Below are 19,102 nucleotides of genomic sequence, written 5' to 3'. Positions count from 1 at the left end.
CTCATCTAACGCTCGAAAGCGCCGCCGCTGTGGGCCGTTGCCCCGAAAGAGATGCGTATTCTACACCCGCACAGGTTGGCGTCAACACGTTTCAGAGCTCACTTCCGAGAGAGTTTCGGTTTCCACGTATCCGGATGTAACAGGGGTGTCATTCAGTCCTGCTCTCCGGCCCCGAATGCCGCCTTCAGCGCGGTCCGGTAACGCTCCGCGTTCTCCACGTAATGCGCGGCGCTGTATTCCAGCATGGACCTGTGTTCGTCACTCAGGGTGCGCTTGATGGTGCCCGGGGAGCCTACAACCATGGAACCATCCGGGATCTCCATACCCTCAGGGATCAGCGTGTTCGCGCCGATCAGACAGTGCTTGCCGATACGCGCCCGGTTCAGCACCACCGCATTGATGCCGATCAGCGTGTAATCACCCACCTCACAGCCGTGGAGCATGGCCATATGACCCACCGTTACACCGCGCCCCAGCGTCAGCGGCAATGAGGGGTCGGTATGAAGCACCGCGCCGTCCTGTATATTTGTATCCTCACCAATGGTCATCAGGTCATTGTCGCCGCGGATCACGGCATTGAACCAGATACTGCTGCGGGCCTCCAGGCGCACTGAACCGATGATGGTGGCGTTGTCGGCGATGAAGTGCCCTTCGCCGACGATTTCAGGTCGGCGGTCCTTGAGTTCGTAGATCATTGTCACCCCTCGCGTGGTGGTTTTGTTATATCAATGGCGGCATCAAAGGCCATGTTCAGGCATTCCACCAGTATGATCGCGGACAGCCCCCAGATGTCATGCTCCTGCCAGCGATAGCAAGGGACATACAGGCGCCAGTCATGGAAGCTGATCTCATCCGTACGGCTGCGCTGGTCGTCCAGAAACCACCGCACGGGCACCTGGAAAACGGTCTCCACCTCTCCCGGCTCGGCGCGATAGGGATAGGTTTCCGGTACAAGCCCCACATAGGGTGTTACCAGAATGCCGTGGCGGGAGACCACCTGACTCAGTTCGCCCAACAGTTCCACACGCCCCGGAGGCAACCCAATCTCCTCATGGGTTTCCCGCAGGGCGGTGGCTTCGGGCCCTTCATCCTCCTCATTGGCCATGCCGCCGGGAAATGCAACCTGACCGCTATGGGGGCCATTGCGTGCGGCCCGGCGGGTCAGAACGATCTCCGGATCGCACGCGTTCGTAATGGGAACCAGCACACTGGCACGCGGATAGGCCAGCGGCAGCGCCCTGGGTCGATACTTGTTGAACCGTTGCAGAAGATCCTGCTTCAAAGGTGTGACCCCGAGTTCCCGTTCTTATTCGACATTATGAGATAATACAGGTGGCCGCAATGGCCGCCGAATCAACCAGTGGCGCCGGCCCGCCATAGAGGACCGGACACAGAGGATGGCCAGGAGACGGGCATGCAGTACTGCAGCAGCTGCGGGGCAAATGTGGAGTTCCGGATTCCGGAAGGTGACGACCGGGAACGCCACGTGTGCCACAACTGCGGCACCATTCACTACATCAACCCGCGGATCGTGGCGGGGACCATTCCGGTCTGGGAAGACCGGATCCTGCTTTGTCGGCGCGCCATCGAACCGCGCTACGGGTTCTGGACGCTGCCGGCAGGGTTCATGGAGAACGGCGAAACCACCACGGAAGCCGCGATCCGGGAAACCCTTGAAGAAGCAGAAGCGCGCGTGGAGCTGGACGGGCTCTACAGCGTCCTCAACGTACCCCACATCGACCAGGTGCACATGTACTTCCGGGCCCGCCTGATCGATGGCCAGTTCGGGGCCGGGGCGGAATCACTGGAAACCGCCCTATTCCGGGAAAGCGAGGTCCCCTGGCAAGAGCTCGCCTTCCCCACCGTCACCGAGACCCTGAACCGCTACTTCCGGGACCGCAGCGCCACGGATTCCCAGTACGCCGTGGTGGTGGATGACATTCGGAGACGCCTCGGCCACAGCGGCTGAGCGTTCAGAAATCCTCCATGCGATAGACCTCGTAGGCCGGCTCCTCATAGGGGTGCCCGGCTTTCATGGCCCGAATGACAGCACGGATCAGGTCGTCCTCGCAGACCAGCTCAACCCGGTACTCAGGCACGGTCTCGATCTGACCCTGATGGCCAAGGAACGGCTGGCTGCCATCCATCGGACGGAACTGCCCCTTCCCCTTTGTCTGCCAGCAGCAGCTGTCGTAGTTCCCGATCCGACCGCCGCCAGCGGCGAAGACCGCGGTCTTGGTCTGCTCCAGATATTCCTCCGGGACAAAGAAACAGATTTTGTACATACGTGCCTCCCGAGACCCCTGAAAGTTAACCACAGAATCTGTGGAAAACTCTGTGAACAATTTATGGGAACAGCCTCTGAAACCGCTCAGTGACGGGCTCAGCCTCTCATTGATGAGATTTTCACCGAAACCAGATAATTCTTTATTTTCAGATAGTTATGAATTTTGAACACTTATTCGGCAGTTCGATTCAGCTTACTATCCAAACCCGCCTTAATCGATACTCCAATGTGAATAACGATGCTGTGTCAAGGCCTTAACCGACCCATTTGCGGGCATTACGGAACAATCTGAGCCAGGCACCATCCTCACCCCAGTCATCCGGATACCAGCTGCACTGAACCGAGCGGAACACCCGTTCCGGATGGGGCATCATGATGGTGGCCCGACCGTCTTCCGAACAGAGCCCGGTCACCCCTTCAGGAGAGCCGTTGGGATTATGCGGGTAACGCTCCGCCGGCCGCCCGTAATGGTCAACATACCGCAAGGCCACCTGACTTCCCTTCCGAAGACCCTCCAGATCCGAGCCGTTACGGAACTCCGCCAGCCCCTCACCATGGGCTACGGCAATGGGCAACCGGGAACCTGCCATACCCTGGAAAAAGGCGGAACGGGATTCCGGCACTTCCACCATGACCGTGCGCGCCTCAAACTGCTCTGAGCGGTTGCGCACAAAGCGTGGCCAGTGCGCGGTCCCGGGGATCAGCTCACGCAGTTCCGCCAGCATCTGGCAGCCGTTGCACACACCCAGGGAGAGTGTGTCGCCGCGCTCGAAAAACGCCTGGAACTGTGTCCGGGCAAGCTGGTTGAACAGGATGGACTTGGCCCAACCGCCACCGGCGCCCAGCACGTCCCCGAAGGAGAACCCGCCACAGGCAACCATTACATGAAACTCGTCCAGCGTCATGCGACCAGAAAGGATGTCGCTCATGTGCATGTCCACGGCGTTGAAACCGGCCCGGTCGAAGGCCGCCGCCATCTCCACCTGGCCATTGACGCCCTGCTCCCGCAGCACCGCCACCGAGGGCCTTGCTCCGGTGTTCACCAGCGGCGCGGCAATGTCCTCACCGGGGTCAAAACTGAGATCGGCATGGAGGCCGGAATCCGCATCGTCCGCCAGTGCCTCGAATTCCTCGTCGGCACAGTCGCTGTTATCCCGGATGGCCTGCATGCGGTAGCTCGTCTCGGCCCATTTCTGCTCCAGTTCCGCGCGGCCACGCTCGATGAGTGTCTCGCCCTGGAAACTGAAACACAGGCGTTGGTCCGGGGCCGGCGCTCCGATCATGGCAATGTGGCTGGAAAGCCCGGCTTCCTCCATAGCGGCCAGTACCGGGCTGACGCTGTCACGCGCCACCTGGATCACCGCGCCGAGCTCCTCGCTGAACAACTCCCTCACTAGGTGACTGCTGTCTTCCAGCAACGAATCCAGGGTAATCCGGAGACCGGTACGCCCGGCAAACGCCATCTCACAGAGCGTGGTAAACAGCCCGCCATCGGATCGATCATGATAGGCGAGCAGCAGCCCGCGCCGGTTCAGGGACTGGATGGTGTCAAAGAAACGCCGCAGCTGCTCTGGCTTCTCCACGTCCGGCGCCACGGCGCCCGTGGCGCCGTAGGCCTGTGCCAGTGCGGAACCACCCAGCCGGTTCCGGCCCTCACCCAGGTCGATCATGATGAGTTCAGTGGGCCCCTGATCCGTCCGCAGTTCCGGAGTCAGCGTTTTACGGACGTCGTCCACCGGCGCAAAGCCCGTGGTCACCAGCGACAGGGGCGAGGTAACGCTGCGCGATTCGCCCTCCTGCGACCAGACCGTCTTCATGGAGAGCGAATCCTTGCCGACGGGGATCGTGATCCCAAGCTTCGGACACAGATCCATGCCCACGGCACGCGCCGTCTCGTAGAGGTTCTCATCCTCGCCGGGGTGCCCCGCTGGCGCCATCCAGTTGGCGGACAGGCTGATACGGGTAATATCTCCGATGGACGCCGCCGCCAGGTTGGTCAGTGTCTCACCTACCGCAAGGCGGCCGGAGGCCGGAGCATTGATGCAGGCGACCGGCGGCCGTTCGCCCATGGCCATGGCCTCGCCAGTGTAGCCCTCGAAACTGCTGGCGGTCACCGCCACATCCGCCACCGGCACCTGCCAGGGCCCGACCATCTGGTCACGGGCCACCTGGCCGGTAATGGAACGATCCCCGATGGTAATCAGGAAACTTTTGGACGCCACGGCCGGAATCCGCAGCACTCGGTCAATCGCCTCGTCCGGATTCAGGGCCTCGCTGTTGAACACCGGCTTGGTAAAGCTGGCCCGCTTCACGTCTCGGTGCATGCGCGGCGGCTTGCCGAACAGCACCTGCATGGGCAGGTCCACGGCATTGTTGTCGAAATAGGCATCATGCACAGCCAGATGCGGTTCCTCCACCGCATCGCCGACCACTGCGTAGGGGCAGCGCTCGCGGCGGCAGATGGCATCGAAGCGGTCCAGCTCGTTCGCCCCCACCGCCAGCACATACCGCTCCTGGGCCTCGTTGCACCAGATCTCCAACGGCGACATGCCGGGTTCCGCATTCGGCACTTCACGCAGTTCGAACCGGCCGCCGCAGCCGCCGTCCTTGACCAGCTCCGGCAGGGCGTTGGAGAGCCCACCCGCGCCCACGTCATGGATGAAGGCGATGGGGTTGCCCTCCCCCATCTGCCAACAGCGGTCAATCACTTCCTGGCAGCGGCGCTGCATCTCCGGGTTCTCGCGCTGGACGGAAGCAAAGTCCAGGTCTTCCGCGCTGGCACCGGAGTCCATGGAGGACGCCGCACCGCCACCCAGGCCGATCAGCATGGATGGACCACCCATCACGATCAGCCGTGATCCGGTCGGGATTGAATCCTTATGGACATGATCCTCGCGGATGTTGCCGAGTCCTCCGGCAATCATGATGGGCTTGTGATAACCGCGGTACTCCACCCCGTTCACACCCGGCACTTTCTGCTCAAAGGTGCGGAAATAACCGGTCAGGTTCGGGCGCCCGAACTCATTGTTGAAGGCTGCGCCGCCAACGGGGCCGTCCAGCATGATCGACAGCGGCGACGCCATGCGCCCGGGCCGGCCAGGGCTGTCTTCCCAGGGCTGCTCGAAACCGGGAATCTGCAGGTTGGACGTGGTGAAACCGGTCAGCCCCGCCTTGGGCTTGCCACCCAGGCCGGTGGCCCCCTCATCCCGGATCTCACCACCGGATCCGGTGGCCGCCCCCGGGTGCGGGGAGATGGCCGTGGGATGGTTGTGGGTCTCGACCTTGGCCAGGATGTGGATGGGCTCACTGTGATAGCGGTACCGCTGGGAGGAGGGATCCGGATAGAAGCGCTGCCCCTGGGCGCCTTCAATCACCGCCGCGTTGTCACGGTAAGCGGAAAGCACCCCGTTACCACCGACCTCATGGGTATTGCGGATCATGTCGAACAGCGAATGATCCTGTTCGACCCCGTCAATGGACCAGGAGGCATTGAAGATCTTGTGGCGGCAGTGCTCCGAGTTCGCCTGGGCGAACATCATCAGCTCCACATCCGTGGGATCCCGCTCCAGACCTGCAAAGGATTCGGCCAGATAGTCGATCTCATCCTCGGCCAGCGCCAGCCCGAGGCGCTCATTGGCCTCCGCCAGCGCGGCACGGCCGTCCGCCTGCACCGGAACCGTCTCCAGCGGCCTGGGCGCTTCCTCGTCGAACAGCAGTTCCGCGCCCGCCATTTCATGGAAGACCCGCTCGGTCATACGGTCGTGAAGCAGCGCCGCCAACGCCTCGCGTTCAGCCAGCTCCAGCTTGCGGCCGGCGCGCAGATAAAAGGCAATGCCGCGCTCAACCCGGCGGACCTTCGTGAGACCGCAGTTGTGCACGATGTCGGTTGCCTTGCTGGACCATGGCGAAATCGTGCCGGGCCGGGGCACCACCAGGAACAGCACTCCGTCCACGGCCTCTGCCTGGCCCCTGGCGCCGTAGGTCAGCAGACGGTTGAGTATATCCAGGCCACTGCTGTCGAGCTCGGCATCCAGGTCCACGAAATGCATGAATTCAGCGTAGAGTGACTCGATGGCAGGACAGGTCGCCTGTACCCGCTGCATCAGCCGTTCTCTGCGAAAAGCGGAAAGGGCCGGGGCGCCGCGAAGTTCCAGCATGGGTCTATGAGCCTCGTTGATGGGCCGGGATTCGGGTAGGTTCTGAGGAGCGCGTATCATACTCAAATCGACGTACAGGATACAGGGGCAAATAACGGATAGGCGGCTGTGGCTCAGCCATCAAACCATGTCCGTTTTTTAACGTAGAATGGAGTATGTTTCCATCTTTGCTGGACGGGATAATGAGCAGTAGTACCCCCAAGCGACCGGGTATCGCATCAGGCTTGGCAGTACCGGCCATGCTGGCTCTGGTGCTCGCGGCCTGCTCCCAGCCCACCACCCTGGACCGCATCAACCAGGAGGGCGTGCTCCATGTCGTCATGCACCCCGCCTCCACGGTCTATTACGAAGAGAAAGGCAAGCCATCAGGGTTCGAATACGAACTGGTTCGGCGTTTTGCCGATTCGCTCGGAGTGGAGCTGCGCGTCGAGGTGGTGGACGACTTTCCCGAACTCTATCAGCGCCTGGACGAACACCACACTCACCTGGCTGCCGCCGGCCTGGCACTCACGCCGGAACTCCGCCACCGTTACCGCCACGGCCCGGTCTACGACCGGAGTCGACCGATTGTTGTCTACAACGCTGACGTAGACCGCCCCCACAGGCCCGCGGACCTCATCGGCATGGCCATCGCGGTACGTGCCGGCAGCGCCGCCGAACAGCAGCTCGAACGGATCCGCGGGACCCTGCCGGAGCTGGACTGGCAGTCGGAAAGCAGCCAGGATCCCACCGAGCTGCTTCACCGGGTTAACCAAGGCGAACTGGATGCCATCGTGATCAACAGCCGCGAACTGGAGAATAACCAGGTTTTCTTTTCCAGCGTACGGGACGGCCTGGCACTGAGCAGCCCCCGCCCCGTGGGATGGCTGCTTCCACCGGCAGGTGATGGCTCACTCATGCAGGCAGCGCGGGACTATTTCCGGGAGATACGCGCCGACGGAACACTGGCACAGCTGGAGGAACGCTTCTTCGGCCATCTGGACCGCCTTGATTACGTTGGTGCGAAAACCTTCACCACCCACCTGGAAAACCGACTACCGGATTACCGGGAGACCTTCAGGGAAGCCGCCAGCGCGCATGACCTGGACTGGCGCCTTCTGGCCGCCATCGGGTACCAGGAATCCCACTGGGAACCGCGAGCCGTCTCTCCCACCGGCGTGCGCGGACTCATGATGCTGACTCTGGACACCGCATCCCTGATCGGTGTCAAAAACCGGCTGGACCCGGAGTCCTCCATATGGGGCGGCGCCCGTTTCTTCCGGCGCCTGCACGACCGCATTCCGGAGAACATCACCGAGCCGGACAGAACCTGGTTCGCACTGGCGGCCTACAACGTCGGTTATGGTCATCTCCAGGATGCCCGCCGCCTGGCCCGCGAGGACGGCAGCAACCCCGACCGCTGGCTGGACGTCAAGGAATACCTGCCACTGCTCGCCCAGCGCAAGTACTACACCCAGACACGCTACGGCTACGCCCGTGGCTACGAACCCGTCCTCTATACCCAGAACATCCGCCGCTACTACGACGTCCTGAAATGGATGTTCCCGGATGAGGACACCACCGTGGCGGTCACCGAAAACGGCGTGGAATCCCCCCTGGAGGAGCCCGACGATCAACCCTCCCGGCCCCGGGATACCGGGGAGCAGACCGCATCCGGCGACCAGCGCCGGGAACTGCGCCGCGCCTCACCACTGCTCTAGCGGCCTCAGGCCGTGGGTACTTCGTCACCCGGGCTCATGGCCAGCGCCTTCTCGATGTGCGAACGGCTGTACCCCCTCTGTGCGAGAAAACGCCCCTGGCGCCCCTTCTCCTTCCAGTCCGCGGGCGCATCGGGCCCGAAACGCTTCTGACGCTGCTCCCGCGCCATACTCACCCAGTCATCCTCTGCCAGGGCCGTCAGCGCCTCACTGTCCCCGCTGACCCCGCGCTGCTCCAACTCGGAGCGGATCCGAAGCGGCCCGTAACCCGTCTCGATCCGCTGCCGGCTGAACGACTCCGCAAACCGTTCATCGCTCTGCCAGCCCTCACTGGCCAGCTCGTCCAGAACCTCCGCCAGCAGCTCACCGCTTTCCGCCGTCCTTTCCAGCTTGCGCCATAGCTCCAGCCGGCTGTGCTCGCGCCGCGCCAGGAACTTCATGGCCCGCTCCCGCAGATACTGCCTGTCATCACTCATATAACCACCCGCCGCCGATAGGCTGACGCCTTTTCTGTGTGCTAATTTTGGCGTCCTGATTCCAATCACCCGCCCGGCCTTCCGGGTGGGCTTTCGGCACAAAAGGACAACCATTATGGCCGGCTTTCTGAAACAGTTCTTCAAACCCAGGCAACCCACAAACGCCGCCGAACAACCGGAGCCACAAGCCAGCACGGCCGCTCCGGAACGCCCGGCCCCGGACCCCGATATCGTAGCCAAAGCAACCACCACCGGGGAACTCGAAACACTGGCGACCCAGGGTGAAACCGCCGCCATCCGCCGTGAAGCCATTGACCGCATTGAAGACACCGAAACGCTGGAGCGCATCAGCCGCGCCCTAAAGGGGCGGGACAAGGGCGCTTTCCAGGCCGCACGCCGCAAACTGCGTGAACAACGCGAACAGGCCGAGGCGGAACAGGCGCGCCAGGCTGAAATAGACCGTATCGTCCAGGACATCGAGGAACTGGCCAGCACCCAGGATACCAAGCTCTACCAGGCACGGCTCGACGCCATCGTCAGCCGCTGGAACAATGTCAGCGGCAGTATCGACAGCACCCAGACGCAACGCTACGAATCCGCCCTTGCCCGCTGCCGCGAGCGGGCACAGGCCATCGCCGATGAGGAAGCCCGGGCCCGCGCCGAACAGGAACAGGCCCAGGAGCAGCAGAGTGCGGTCGAAACCCTGGGTGCCACCGCTGAGCAGCTCGCCTCCGCGTGGCCCGAGGAAGGCGCCAGCCTCTCCTCGCTGGACGCCATGATCAAGACCCAGCGCAACCGCTGGGAGCAGGCCACCGCCAATCGCACCCCGGACCCGGACCTGAAGGCACGTTTCGAACAGTTGATGGCACAGCTGGAAGCCTATCATCAGGCGCTCAGCGCCTGGCAGCAGCATGAAGCGCAGCTGGAGCAGGCCCTCCAGGAAAAGGACGCCGCAACCGTCGAGGAGACCCTGGCGGCCATCAACTGGCCCGAAGGCTTCCCCACGCCGCCGACACTGGCCCGCGCACGCAAACACAGGGACGGGCAGGCGAAGTCCAGCCCCGAACCGCAGAAAGAGGCACCCAGTGTGGACACCGGCGAGCTCAGCCGCACCCTGGATGCCCTGGAAAAGAGCCTTGAACAGCAGCAGCTCAAGCCCTCACGGGAGCATTTCCGCAAAGCCCAGAAGCTCCAGGACCAGTTGCCGGAAAAGGAGGCCCGCCAGCACCAGGCCCGGATCACCCGACTCGGCCGTCAGCTCCAGGAACTGCGTGACTGGCTCGGTTTCGCAGCCCGGCCCAAGCTGGAATCCCTGTGCGAGCAGATGGAATACCTGGCCGACCAGCCCATGGAGCCCGAGGCCAAGGCCGAGCACATCCATGATCTGCAGCAGCAGTGGTACGACCTGGGCGGCACCCCCGACCAGCAGCTCTGGCAGCGTTTCAAGGACGCCACCGACAGGGCCTACGAACCCTGCCACGAATACTTCTCCGAGAAGAAACGCCTCAAGAACGCCAACCTTGAGAAGCGCGAGTACATCGTCGGGCAGCTTCAGGAATTCGTGGACAACCTTGACTGGACCAGCTGCGACTACAAGGCCGTGGACCGCATCCAGCGTACCGCCCGGCGCGAATGGAGCGACGCCAAGCCCGTGGACTACCGCGCCAACCGCCCGCTCCAGAAGCAGTTTGACCGACTGATCAAGATGCTGAATGCGGGTCTTGAGACGGAGCGCGAACGCAACGATGCCCTGAAGCGCGACGTGGTCGAACGGGCCGAGGCCCTGGTCGAGCACGAACCGCTGCGTGAGGCTACGGAGGGCGCCAAGGCCCTGCAGAAGGAATGGGAGGCCATCGGCATCACCCATCAACAGGAGGACCGTCGTCTCTGGAAAGCCTTCCGCAGCGCCTGCGACCGGATCTTTGCGCGCCTGAGTGAAGAACGCGAGGCCCGCGACGAAGCGTTCAACGCAGCCGCCGAAGAGGCCGAAAAGCTCATCCGCCAGCTCCAGGATGTGGACCCGGCGGAAACCGCGCCCGGGGAACTGGAACAGTTCCGCAAAGCCTTCCAGGCCCTGGAACTGCCCCGGGACCGGGCCGGCGCCCTGGCCGACCGTTTCAACAGGGCCATGGACGGCGTCCAGGAGCAGCAGATGAGCGCCCTGCGTGCCAATCGTTACCAACAGTGGCTTGCTGCCCTGGACCAGCATCAGTCCGGCGAGACGCCTGGCCCTGAAAGCTTCCGCCACCCGCCGATGCCGGTGGAGCAGGCGACCCAGGAGACGGATACAGCCAGCCAGGCCCGCGCCCTGTGCATCCGGGTTGAGATTGTTTCCGGCGCCGCCACGCCGCCGGAGGACCAGGCCCAGCGCATGGCGCTGCAGGTGGGCCGGCTCAATGAGGGGATGAAGAGTGAGCAGAGTCTGGAATCCCAGGAGGATGAGCTGGACGGTCTACTGGCGACCTGGTGCGAGCTGGATGCCGCGGATGGCCTGACTCCGGACCATTACCAGCGGCTGAGGGAGGCGCTGAAGCACTGGTTCCTGCGCAGCGGGGATGACGCGGCGTCTGCCCAGGAGTGAGCGCATCCGCCAATGGTTTTGATGGGTGGCGCCATTAACCCCGGGAGGGTGTGTCGCTATCGTGCCTTTGGACTTTGACACAAGCATGAGAGCAGATTGCTGGGTGGAGAGGTGGGGAGTGCTTTCCGGGAATCGCCACTAGCCAAGCACTCCCCACCTCTCACCTTTTTGAACGCGCAGCTGAATCAACCCCCAACAGCACAGAGACTCTGAGATGACTGAAGAAGCGTACATCTACGACGCGGTCAGAACACCGCGCGGCCGGGGTAAAGCCGATGGTGCCCTGCACGAGGTGAAGCCGGTAACCCTGCTCGGCCAGACCCTGACGGCACTCCAGCAACGGACGGACCTGGACACCAGCCTGGTCGACGACATTGTCATGGGGTGTGTGACGCCCATCGGCGAACAGGGGGCGGATATCGCCAAGACCGCCGCCCTGGCCGTGGACTGGGACGAATGCGTTCCCGGCGTCCAGCTCAACCGCTTCTGTGCTTCCGGACTGGAAGCCGTAAACCTGGCCGCGATGAAGGTACGCTCAGGATTCGAAGATCTCGTGGTTGCCGGCGGCGTGGAATCCATGTCGCGCGTGCCCATGGGTTCGGACGGCGGCGCCTGGGCGACGGATCCGGAGACGAACCTGCACACCGGTTTCATGCCCCAGGGCATCGGTGCGGACCTGATTGCCACCATTGAGGGCTTCTCCCGCCAGGACGTGGATAACTTCGCGGCGGAATCCCAGCGCAAGGCAGCGGAGGCCTGGGAAAAGGGTTACTTCAGAAAATCCGTGGTGCCGGTGAAGGACAGGAACGGCCTGGTCATCCTGGACCGCGACCAACACGTGCGCCCCGGTACCACCGCCGAGGCCCTGGGCCAGCTCAAGCCCTCCTTCCAGCAGATGGGTGAGATGGGCTTTGATGGCGTGGCGCGCGAAAAGTACCACTACGTGGAGAAGATCAACCACGTGCACACGCCGGGCAACTCCTCCGGCATCGTGGACGGCGCCACCGCCATGCTCATCGGCAGCGAAGCCCGGGGGAAGCAGCTCGGCCTGAAGCCGCGGGCGAAGATCATTGCCACGGCGGTGACCAGCACCGACCCCACCATCATGCTCACGGGCCCCGCCCCGGCCTCCCGCAAGGCGCTGGAGAAGGCCGGCATGACGCCGGACCAGATTGACCTGTTCGAGGTGAACGAGGCCTTTGCCGCCGTGGTCATGCGCTTCCAGCGCGAGCTCAACGTGCCGGACGAAAAAGTGAACGTGAACGGCGGCGCCATCGCCATGGGCCACCCGCTCGGTGCCACCGGCGCCATGATCCTGGGCACCCTGCTCGACGAGCTCGAGCGCCGGGATCAGCGCTTCGGCCTCGCCACGCTCTGCGTCGGCGGCGGCATGGGCATCGCCACCATCATTGAACGGGTTTGAAGGGCAGGACGAACACCATGACGGCAATCAATTACGAGATCGACAACGACGGCATCCTGACCCTGACCATCGACATGCCGGGGCAGTCCGCCAACACCATGAACGCCGCTTTTCGCGAGGCGCTGAGCGAGACTGTGCAGAGGGTCGAGGGTGACGCGGAGAAGATCAGCGGCATCATCATCACCTCCGCCAAGGACACCTTCTTTGCCGGCGGCGATCTGAACGAGCTGATCCAGGTCACCAACGACAACGCGGACCAGTTCTTCAACACCATCCTTGAGCTCAAGGGCCAGATGCGCAAGCTCGAGACCCTGGGCAAGCCGGTGGTTGCGGCCATGAACGGCACCGCTCTGGGTGGTGGTTACGAGCTCTGCCTGGCCAGCCATCGCCGCATTGTGCTCGACGATCCGGGGATCAAGATTGGCCTGCCGGAGGTGACCCTGGGCCTGCTGCCCGGCGGTGGCGCCTGCGTGCGCCTGCCCCGGTTGATAGGGCTGGAGAAGGCCTTCCCCTACCTGATGGAAGGCAAGCAGATCGACCCGCAGACCGCCCTGAAGGAAGGCATGGTCGATGAGCTGGCGTCGTCGCAGGAGGAACTGCTGCAGAAGGCACAGGACTGGATCAAGGCCAACCCGGAAAGCAAGCAACCCTGGGATCAGAAGGGCTTCAAGATTCCCGGCGGCGGCCCCAACCATCCCGCCATGGCCCAGCGCCTGGCCATTGCCCCGGCCATGCTCAAGGAGAAGACCAAGGGCTGCTACCCCGCGCCCGAACGCATCATGTCCGCTGCCGTTGAAGGCGCGAACGTGGACGTGGACACCGCGGACCGCATCGAGGCCCGCTACTTCACCGAGATCACCTGCAGCCCAATCGCCAAGAACATGATCCACACCTTCTGGTTCGGCCTGAACGCCATCAAGGCGGGCGGCAGCCGGCCCAGCGCGCCTGAAAAGTCGAAGGTGAAGAAGGTGGGCATCCTGGGAGCCGGCATGATGGGCGCGGGCATTGCCTACGTCAGTGCCAACCGGGGCATCGAGGTGGTGCTCAAGGACGTCTCCAGCGAGAACGCCGAAAAGGGCAAATCCTATTCCGACAAGCTGCTGGCCAAGAAAGTCTCCCGCGGCAAGCTGGACGAAGCGGGCAAGCAGACGGTGCTGGACCGCATCAAGGCAACCGGCAGCGCGGACGATCTCGCCGGCTGTGACCTGATCATCGAGGCGGTGTTCGAGGACAGCGACCTGAAGGCGAAAGTGACCCAGGAAGCCGAGCCGCATCTGGCCGACAACGGCATCTTCGCCTCCAACACCTCGACCATTCCCATCACCCAGCTGGCGAAGGCCTCCGCCAACCCGGAAAAGTTCATCGGGCTGCACTTCTTCTCCCCCGTGGACAAGATGCCGCTGGTCGAGATCATCAAGGGCGAGCAGACCGACGACGAAACCCTGGCGAAAGCCTTCGACTACGTCATGCAGATCAGCAAGACGCCCATCGTGGTGAACGACAGCCGCGGTTTCTTCACCTCGCGGGTGTTCGGAACCTTTGTGAATGAGGGGATCACTTTGCTCTCGGAGGGCTTCCACCCTGCCTCTGTGGAGAACGCCGGCCTGCTCGCCGGCATGCCCGTGGGACCGCTGGCCATCTGTGACGAGGTGAGCTTGACGCTGACCCAGCACATCCGGGACCAGTCGAAGAAGGATACCGAAGCCGCAGGTGGCACCTGGAACCCGCATCCGGCCGAGGCGGTGATCGATGCCATGGTTGATGAGCACGGTCGCAAAGGCAAGGCCGCCGGTGCCGGCTTCTACGAGTACCCGGAAAACGGGAAGAAATACCTCTGGCCGGAACTGGAAAACCTCTACGTACACCAGGACAAGGCCCGCAATGCGGATCTGACCCTGCTCAAGGAGCGACTGCTGTTCATCCAGGCCATCGAGACGGTGCGCTGCCTCGAGGAGAACGTGCTGATGGAAGTCCGTGATGCCAATATCGGCTCCATCTTCGGCATCGGTTTCGCCGCCTGGAGCGGGGGCGCACTGCAGTACATCAACCAGTACGGGCTGCAGCCGTTCACGGACCGCGCGGACGAGCTCGCCGGCCGCTTTGGCGAGCGCTTCCGGCCGCCGGAACTGCTGCGCGAACACGCCGCAAAGCACCAGTATTTCGAATGAGCCACACCCCGGCCAGTCCCTGCTGGCCGGGTTCCCTTCGGTCCCCTACACTTCAAGACTGAGGCATAGTATGGTGATTAAGACCATTTGATCAGGAGCATCGGCAACCTTGCGTACCCAAATCTTCTCCTCCCTGTTTCTGGCGCTGGCGCTTCTGGTTACCGGCGCGGCACAGGCCAACCTTGAAACCGAACGCGACTACCAGTCCGTTGAACCCACCTCCGACCAGGCACGGGCCAACATTCTGATAGCACGGCAGCTGCAGTTCGGCCATTTCAAGGAACAGGACATCGACGGTGAGCTGGCCTCCGAGACCCTTGACGCCTACCTCGACCAGCTGGATGGCCAGCGCCTCTACTTCACCCAGGGGGACATCGACCGTTTCGATGATTATCGGGACTCCATACAGAGGGCGCTGACCTCGGGCAACCTGGAGCCCGCATTCCGCATCTACAATCACTTCCAGCAGCGCAGCATCCAGCGCCTGGAATACGCCCTGTCTCTCCTGGACGACGGCATCGACACGTTCAGCTTCAAAAGCGACGACCGCTACAAGCTCGACCGCAGCGAGGCCGACTGGGCGCAGGACACGGACGAGCTCGACCAGCTCTGGCAGGACCGCATCCGCAACGCCGTTCTCAGCATGCGGCTGGACGGCCAACCGGATGAAGCCATCAAGGAAACCCTGACGCGCCGCTACGAAAGCCAGCTGGACCGGGCCTATGACGCCCGCAGCGAGGACGCCTTCCAGCAGTGGATGAACGCGTTTGCCGGGCTCTGGGATCCGCACACCCAGTACCTGTCACCACGCAACTCCGAGAACTTCGACATCAATATGAGCCTGTCCCTGGAAGGCATTGGCGCCGTGCTGCAGTCCGAGGACGGCTATACCAAGGTGTCCCGGATCGTGCCCGGCGGCCCTGCGGCCGAGGAGGGCTCATTGGGTGCCGCGGACCGGATCGTGGGTGTCGCCCAGGCAGACGAAAAGATGAAGAACGTCATTGGCTGGCGCCTGAGTGAAGTCGTCGACCTGATCCGGGGCCCCAAAGGCTCGAAAGTCCGGCTCGAGGTCATCCCGGCTGGAACCCAGAATGATATGAACACCCACGAGATCACCATTGTCCGGGACGAGGTGAAACTCGAGGAACAGTCCGCCCAGAGCGACATGATTGAGATGGAGAACGGCGGCGAGCCCTGGCAGCTGGGCGTCGTCGACATCCCAACCTTCTACGCGGACCTCAAAGCCGCCCGCCAGGGCGACGAGGACTACCGCAGCACCACGCGGGACGTCCGGGCGCTTCTGGAGGACCTGAAGTCCGACGGCATGGATGGCCTTGTGATCGACCTGCGCGGCAACGGTGGCGGAGCCCTCTCGGAAGCCAACCAGCTGGTGGGTCTGTTCATCGAGAATGGCCCCACCGTCCAGGTGCGCGGCCCGGATGGCTCAGTGCAGGTGTTCGAGGACGAGAGCAACAACGTGACCTGGGACGGCCCCGTTGTGGTACTGGTCAACAACCTCAGCGCCTCCGCCTCCGAGATCTTTGCCGGCGCCATGCAGGACTACGGCCGCGGCCTGGTGGTAGGCGCCCAGACCTTCGGCAAGGGCACCGTTCAAGCCATACGACCACTGAACCACGGCCAGCTCAAGATCACCCAGTCCAAGTTCTACCGCGTCTCAGGTGCCAGCACCCAGAATCGGGGCGTGGTGCCGGATATTGAAATCGAGGATCGTATACAGCGCGAGAACGTGGCCGAGTCCGCCCTGGACGGTGCCCTGACGTGGGATGAGATCGACACCCTCGATTACCATCGCTACTTCGAATTCGGCGACATACTGCAGACGATCACTGAAAAGCATGAGAACCGCTTCTCGGAGGTGCCCGAATACCAGCTGCGCCAGCGCGAGCTGGAGCTGCTCAACGAGCGTCGGGACCGCACCTGGGTCAGCCTTAACGCCGAAGAGCGCAGAGCGGACCAGGAAGATTTCCGCGACAAACAGCTCAGCATCGTGAACAGGCGCCGGGAACTCCAGGACAAGGAGCCCTTCGACTCCTGGCAGGCGTACGAGGAGGATGCGGAATCCCGCCCGGCGATGGCCCGGCGCAGCCAGCTGGCGGATGAGGGCCCCGACTTCGTGGTGCGTGAGGCGGGCGCCATCCTCACCGATCTTCTGGCCCAGAGCGAACACTACGCCAGCATCTATCACGAAACTCCCGAAGAGGGAGCGGTGGCCGGCGAATAGAGCGGAGCAGGCGCCATGGCGAGCGACGACGAGAAATCCGAAGCGCTGGAAACCTTCCTCAAGGACTCCCTGCACGCCCTGGAGTCACTGGAGAAGGTCCAGGAGCTCGAGGACGAGGATCCCGGCGGATCCCACTCACAGGAAGGCAGCGCAACGGATCAGCGCGCAGACGCTGATGACGACGACGAGCCCAACCTTCTCGACCGTCTCGCCGGCTACACCGGCTCCGCCTACAAAATCGCCCGGCGTACCACCGGCACCTCCCTCAAGGTGGGCCGGAAGCTCATGGGCAGCCAGGACCAACTGCGCATGATGCTGGCCGCCGGCGAATCCCTGCGCGACCTGCGCGAGGTGGCCGGCCTCACCGTCAACGACCTGGCGGAATCCCTCAACCTGAAGGATAAGAGCCTGCTGGAAGCGGCCGAGGACGGTACCGCCGCCCTCCCCTTTGAACTCATCCTGCGCCTCGCCGCCGTACTGGCACGCAACGACCCGGTTCCGTTCATCCTCAAGTACACCCGCGCCTACAGCCCGGATACCTGGCGGGTACTCAACGACTGGGGCGTGGGCCGTCTGCCGCTGCACTTTGAGCGCGAGCGCGAGTTCATCAACATCTACCGCGGCCACGACGAAGCCCGGGAACTCTCGGACGAAGGCTTCAAACGGGTTCTGGAATTCACCCGCAAATCCTTCGAAATGTCCCTGCACTTCGTGGCCGAGGAAGAAGAGCGCCTCAACGAAGCCCTGGATGACCTCGAAGCCGAGCGTAACGCCGCCAGGCAGGAAGGGCGAGAACCAGCGACTCCCAAGCGGGAGCGCCGCCACCAGGGCCAGTCTCAAAAAAAGAGCGAAGAAACAGACGGCTCAAAGAAAAGCAGCAGAAGCCAGTCCGGAAAGAGCCGCCCGAAACAGAGCAGCGGCTCCTCAAAGAACAGTCAGAGTTCGAAAAAGACCAGCGGCAACGGTCGCCAGTCAGGCCAGTGACTCCAAAGGCGCCGGCTGATTCCCCGGGGCCTCACAGACCCCCTTCTCCGTCACGATCACATCCACCAGCGACGCTGGCGTCACATCAAAGACTGGATTGAAAACCGCCACCGAATTCGGTGCCAGCCAACGCCGTCCGGAACGCCGCAGCTCCGTGCCATCACGCTCCTCAATCTCAATCCGGTCACCACTGGGCGTCGCCGCATCCAGTGTTGAGGACGGCACCACCACCATCACACCAACCCCGTAATGCCGCGCCAGGATCGCCAGCGGCAGCGTGCCGATCTTATTCGCCACATCCCCGTTCGCCGTAATCCGATCCGCCCCGACCACGACCCAGTCCACTTTCCCCTGAGCCATCAGGGTCGCCGCCGCACCGTCCACATTCAGTGAGCACGGTATCCCATCACGCTCACACTCCCAGGCCGTCAGCCGCGCCCCCTGAAGCCATGGCCGGGTTTCATCCATATGCACACAGTCCAGCGCTCCCCGCCGGAACAGCTCCCGCACAACACCAAGAGCCGTCCCCTGCCCCCCTGTCGCCAGAGCCCCGGTATTGCAGTGCGTCAGCACCTGCACAGGCCCGTCACGATCAGCCAGAATCCGGTCCGCACCCAAAGCCCCCATCGCACGGTTCGCCGCAGCATCCTCGCGATGAATCGCCAGCGCCTCAGTCTCCAGCGCCTGCACCAGCTCCGCCGAATCCGCTACCTGCCCGAGACAGCCCCGCATCCGCTCCAGGGCCCAAACCAGATTCACCGCCGTCGGCCGCGCCTGCGCCAACCAGTCCATGGTCGCCCACAGCCGCGAATACCAATCCGGCGCCTGCGCACAACCCCGGGCCGCCAGAACCACCCCATAGGCCGCCGCAATCCCAATCGCCGGCGCCCCGCGCACCTGCATCTCATGGATCGCCCGGTACACCCCCTCGGCATCCGAATACGCCTGCCACACCTCCTCAGCCGGCAACAGCCGCTGATCCAGCACCTCCAGCACCTCACCATGCCATCTCAGGGGGGTTACCTGATTCTGTGTCATTCAGAGCAATCCTCAATCAACTCAATAAAAACCAATCCGCGGACGCCAA

Annotated in this window: 13 protein-coding genes; 7 read left to right on the top strand and 6 right to left on the bottom strand. The window is 63.2% G+C overall.

All coding sequences use genetic code 11. From position 1 onward, the window contains the following. Positions 1-152: 152 nt before the first annotated feature. The gene (locus H4I92_RS02530) at positions 153-695 is read right to left on the bottom strand and encodes a gamma carbonic anhydrase family protein (protein WP_077529065.1); all 543 of its coding nucleotides are present in this window, start codon (positions 693-695) and stop codon (positions 153-155) included. Positions 696-697: 2 nt separating this feature from the next. After that, on the bottom strand, positions 698-1,282 hold the full coding sequence (locus tag H4I92_RS02525) for a CoA pyrophosphatase (protein ID WP_077529064.1): 585 nt from the start codon (positions 1,280-1,282) through the stop codon (positions 698-700). A 132-nt stretch (positions 1,283-1,414) separates the two neighbouring features. On the opposite strand from H4I92_RS02525, the gene H4I92_RS02520 reads away from it, so the two are divergent. Beyond that, positions 1,415-1,969, top strand: a complete 555-nt coding sequence (locus tag H4I92_RS02520) for an NUDIX hydrolase (protein ID WP_077529063.1) — start codon at positions 1,415-1,417, stop codon at positions 1,967-1,969. A gap of 4 nt (positions 1,970-1,973) precedes the next feature. Here the strand turns inward: H4I92_RS02520 and H4I92_RS02515 are convergent, their stop codons facing one another. Next, positions 1,974-2,285 carry a YqfO family protein gene (locus H4I92_RS02515; RefSeq protein ID WP_077529062.1) on the bottom strand — a complete coding sequence of 104 codons (312 nt, stop codon included), beginning with the start codon at positions 2,283-2,285 and terminating at the stop codon, positions 1,974-1,976. Positions 2,286-2,541: 256 nt separating this feature from the next. Further along, on the bottom strand, positions 2,542-6,444 hold the full coding sequence (gene purL, locus H4I92_RS02510; RefSeq protein WP_077529061.1) for a phosphoribosylformylglycinamidine synthase: 3,903 nt from the start codon (positions 6,442-6,444) through the stop codon (positions 2,542-2,544). A 182-nt stretch (positions 6,445-6,626) separates the two neighbouring features. Here purL and mltF point away from each other — a divergent pair, with 182 nt between their 5' ends. Then, entirely contained in the window at positions 6,627-8,144 is a 1,518-nt protein-coding gene (gene mltF, locus H4I92_RS02505) for a membrane-bound lytic murein transglycosylase MltF (RefSeq protein ID WP_218668113.1), read from the top strand. 5 nt (positions 8,145-8,149) lie between these two features. Here mltF and H4I92_RS02500 read toward each other — a convergent pair whose 3' ends face one another. After that, positions 8,150-8,617 (bottom strand): regulatory protein RecX, encoded by a 468-nt coding sequence (locus tag H4I92_RS02500; protein ID WP_077529059.1) that lies wholly within the window; start codon positions 8,615-8,617, stop codon positions 8,150-8,152. Positions 8,618-8,732: 115 nt separating this feature from the next. Here H4I92_RS02500 and H4I92_RS02495 point away from each other — a divergent pair, with 115 nt between their 5' ends. The 5 genes from H4I92_RS02495 to H4I92_RS02475 all read left to right on the top strand — a co-directional run bounded on the left by H4I92_RS02495 (position 8,733) and on the right by H4I92_RS02475 (position 18,015). Continuing rightward, positions 8,733-11,198, top strand: coding sequence for a DUF349 domain-containing protein (locus H4I92_RS02495; protein ID WP_077529058.1), 2,466 nt, complete (start codon positions 8,733-8,735; stop codon positions 11,196-11,198). Between the two features lie 214 nt (positions 11,199-11,412). After that, complete coding sequence (locus H4I92_RS02490) at positions 11,413-12,621, top strand: acetyl-CoA C-acetyltransferase (protein WP_077529057.1); 1,209 nt, start codon at positions 11,413-11,415, stop codon at positions 12,619-12,621. Positions 12,622-12,638: 17 nt separating this feature from the next. Next, entirely contained in the window at positions 12,639-14,789 is a 2,151-nt protein-coding gene (locus tag H4I92_RS02485; protein ID WP_077529056.1) for a 3-hydroxyacyl-CoA dehydrogenase NAD-binding domain-containing protein, read from the top strand. A gap of 109 nt (positions 14,790-14,898) precedes the next feature. Continuing rightward, the gene (locus H4I92_RS02480; protein WP_077529055.1) at positions 14,899-17,031 is read left to right on the top strand and encodes a carboxy terminal-processing peptidase; all 2,133 of its coding nucleotides are present in this window, start codon (positions 14,899-14,901) and stop codon (positions 17,029-17,031) included. Positions 17,032-17,046: 15 nt separating this feature from the next. Continuing rightward, positions 17,047-18,015 carry a helix-turn-helix domain-containing protein gene (locus tag H4I92_RS02475; protein WP_143512578.1) on the top strand — a complete coding sequence of 323 codons (969 nt, stop codon included), beginning with the start codon at positions 17,047-17,049 and terminating at the stop codon, positions 18,013-18,015. Here the strand turns inward: H4I92_RS02475 and mtnA are convergent. Then, positions 18,004-19,053 (bottom strand): S-methyl-5-thioribose-1-phosphate isomerase, encoded by a 1,050-nt coding sequence (gene mtnA / locus H4I92_RS02470; protein WP_077529054.1) that lies wholly within the window; start codon positions 19,051-19,053, stop codon positions 18,004-18,006. The genes H4I92_RS02475 and mtnA overlap by 12 nt on opposite strands. Between the last annotated feature and the right edge of the window lie 49 nt (positions 19,054-19,102).

It is taken from the genome of Vreelandella halophila (genome assembly GCF_019903425.1).
Taxonomy (GTDB): domain Bacteria; phylum Pseudomonadota; class Gammaproteobacteria; order Pseudomonadales; family Oleiphilaceae; genus Halospina; species Halospina halophila.
The sequence above is the reverse complement of the archived record's forward strand: the minus strand, read 5'-3'. Positions and strand labels throughout refer to the sequence as shown.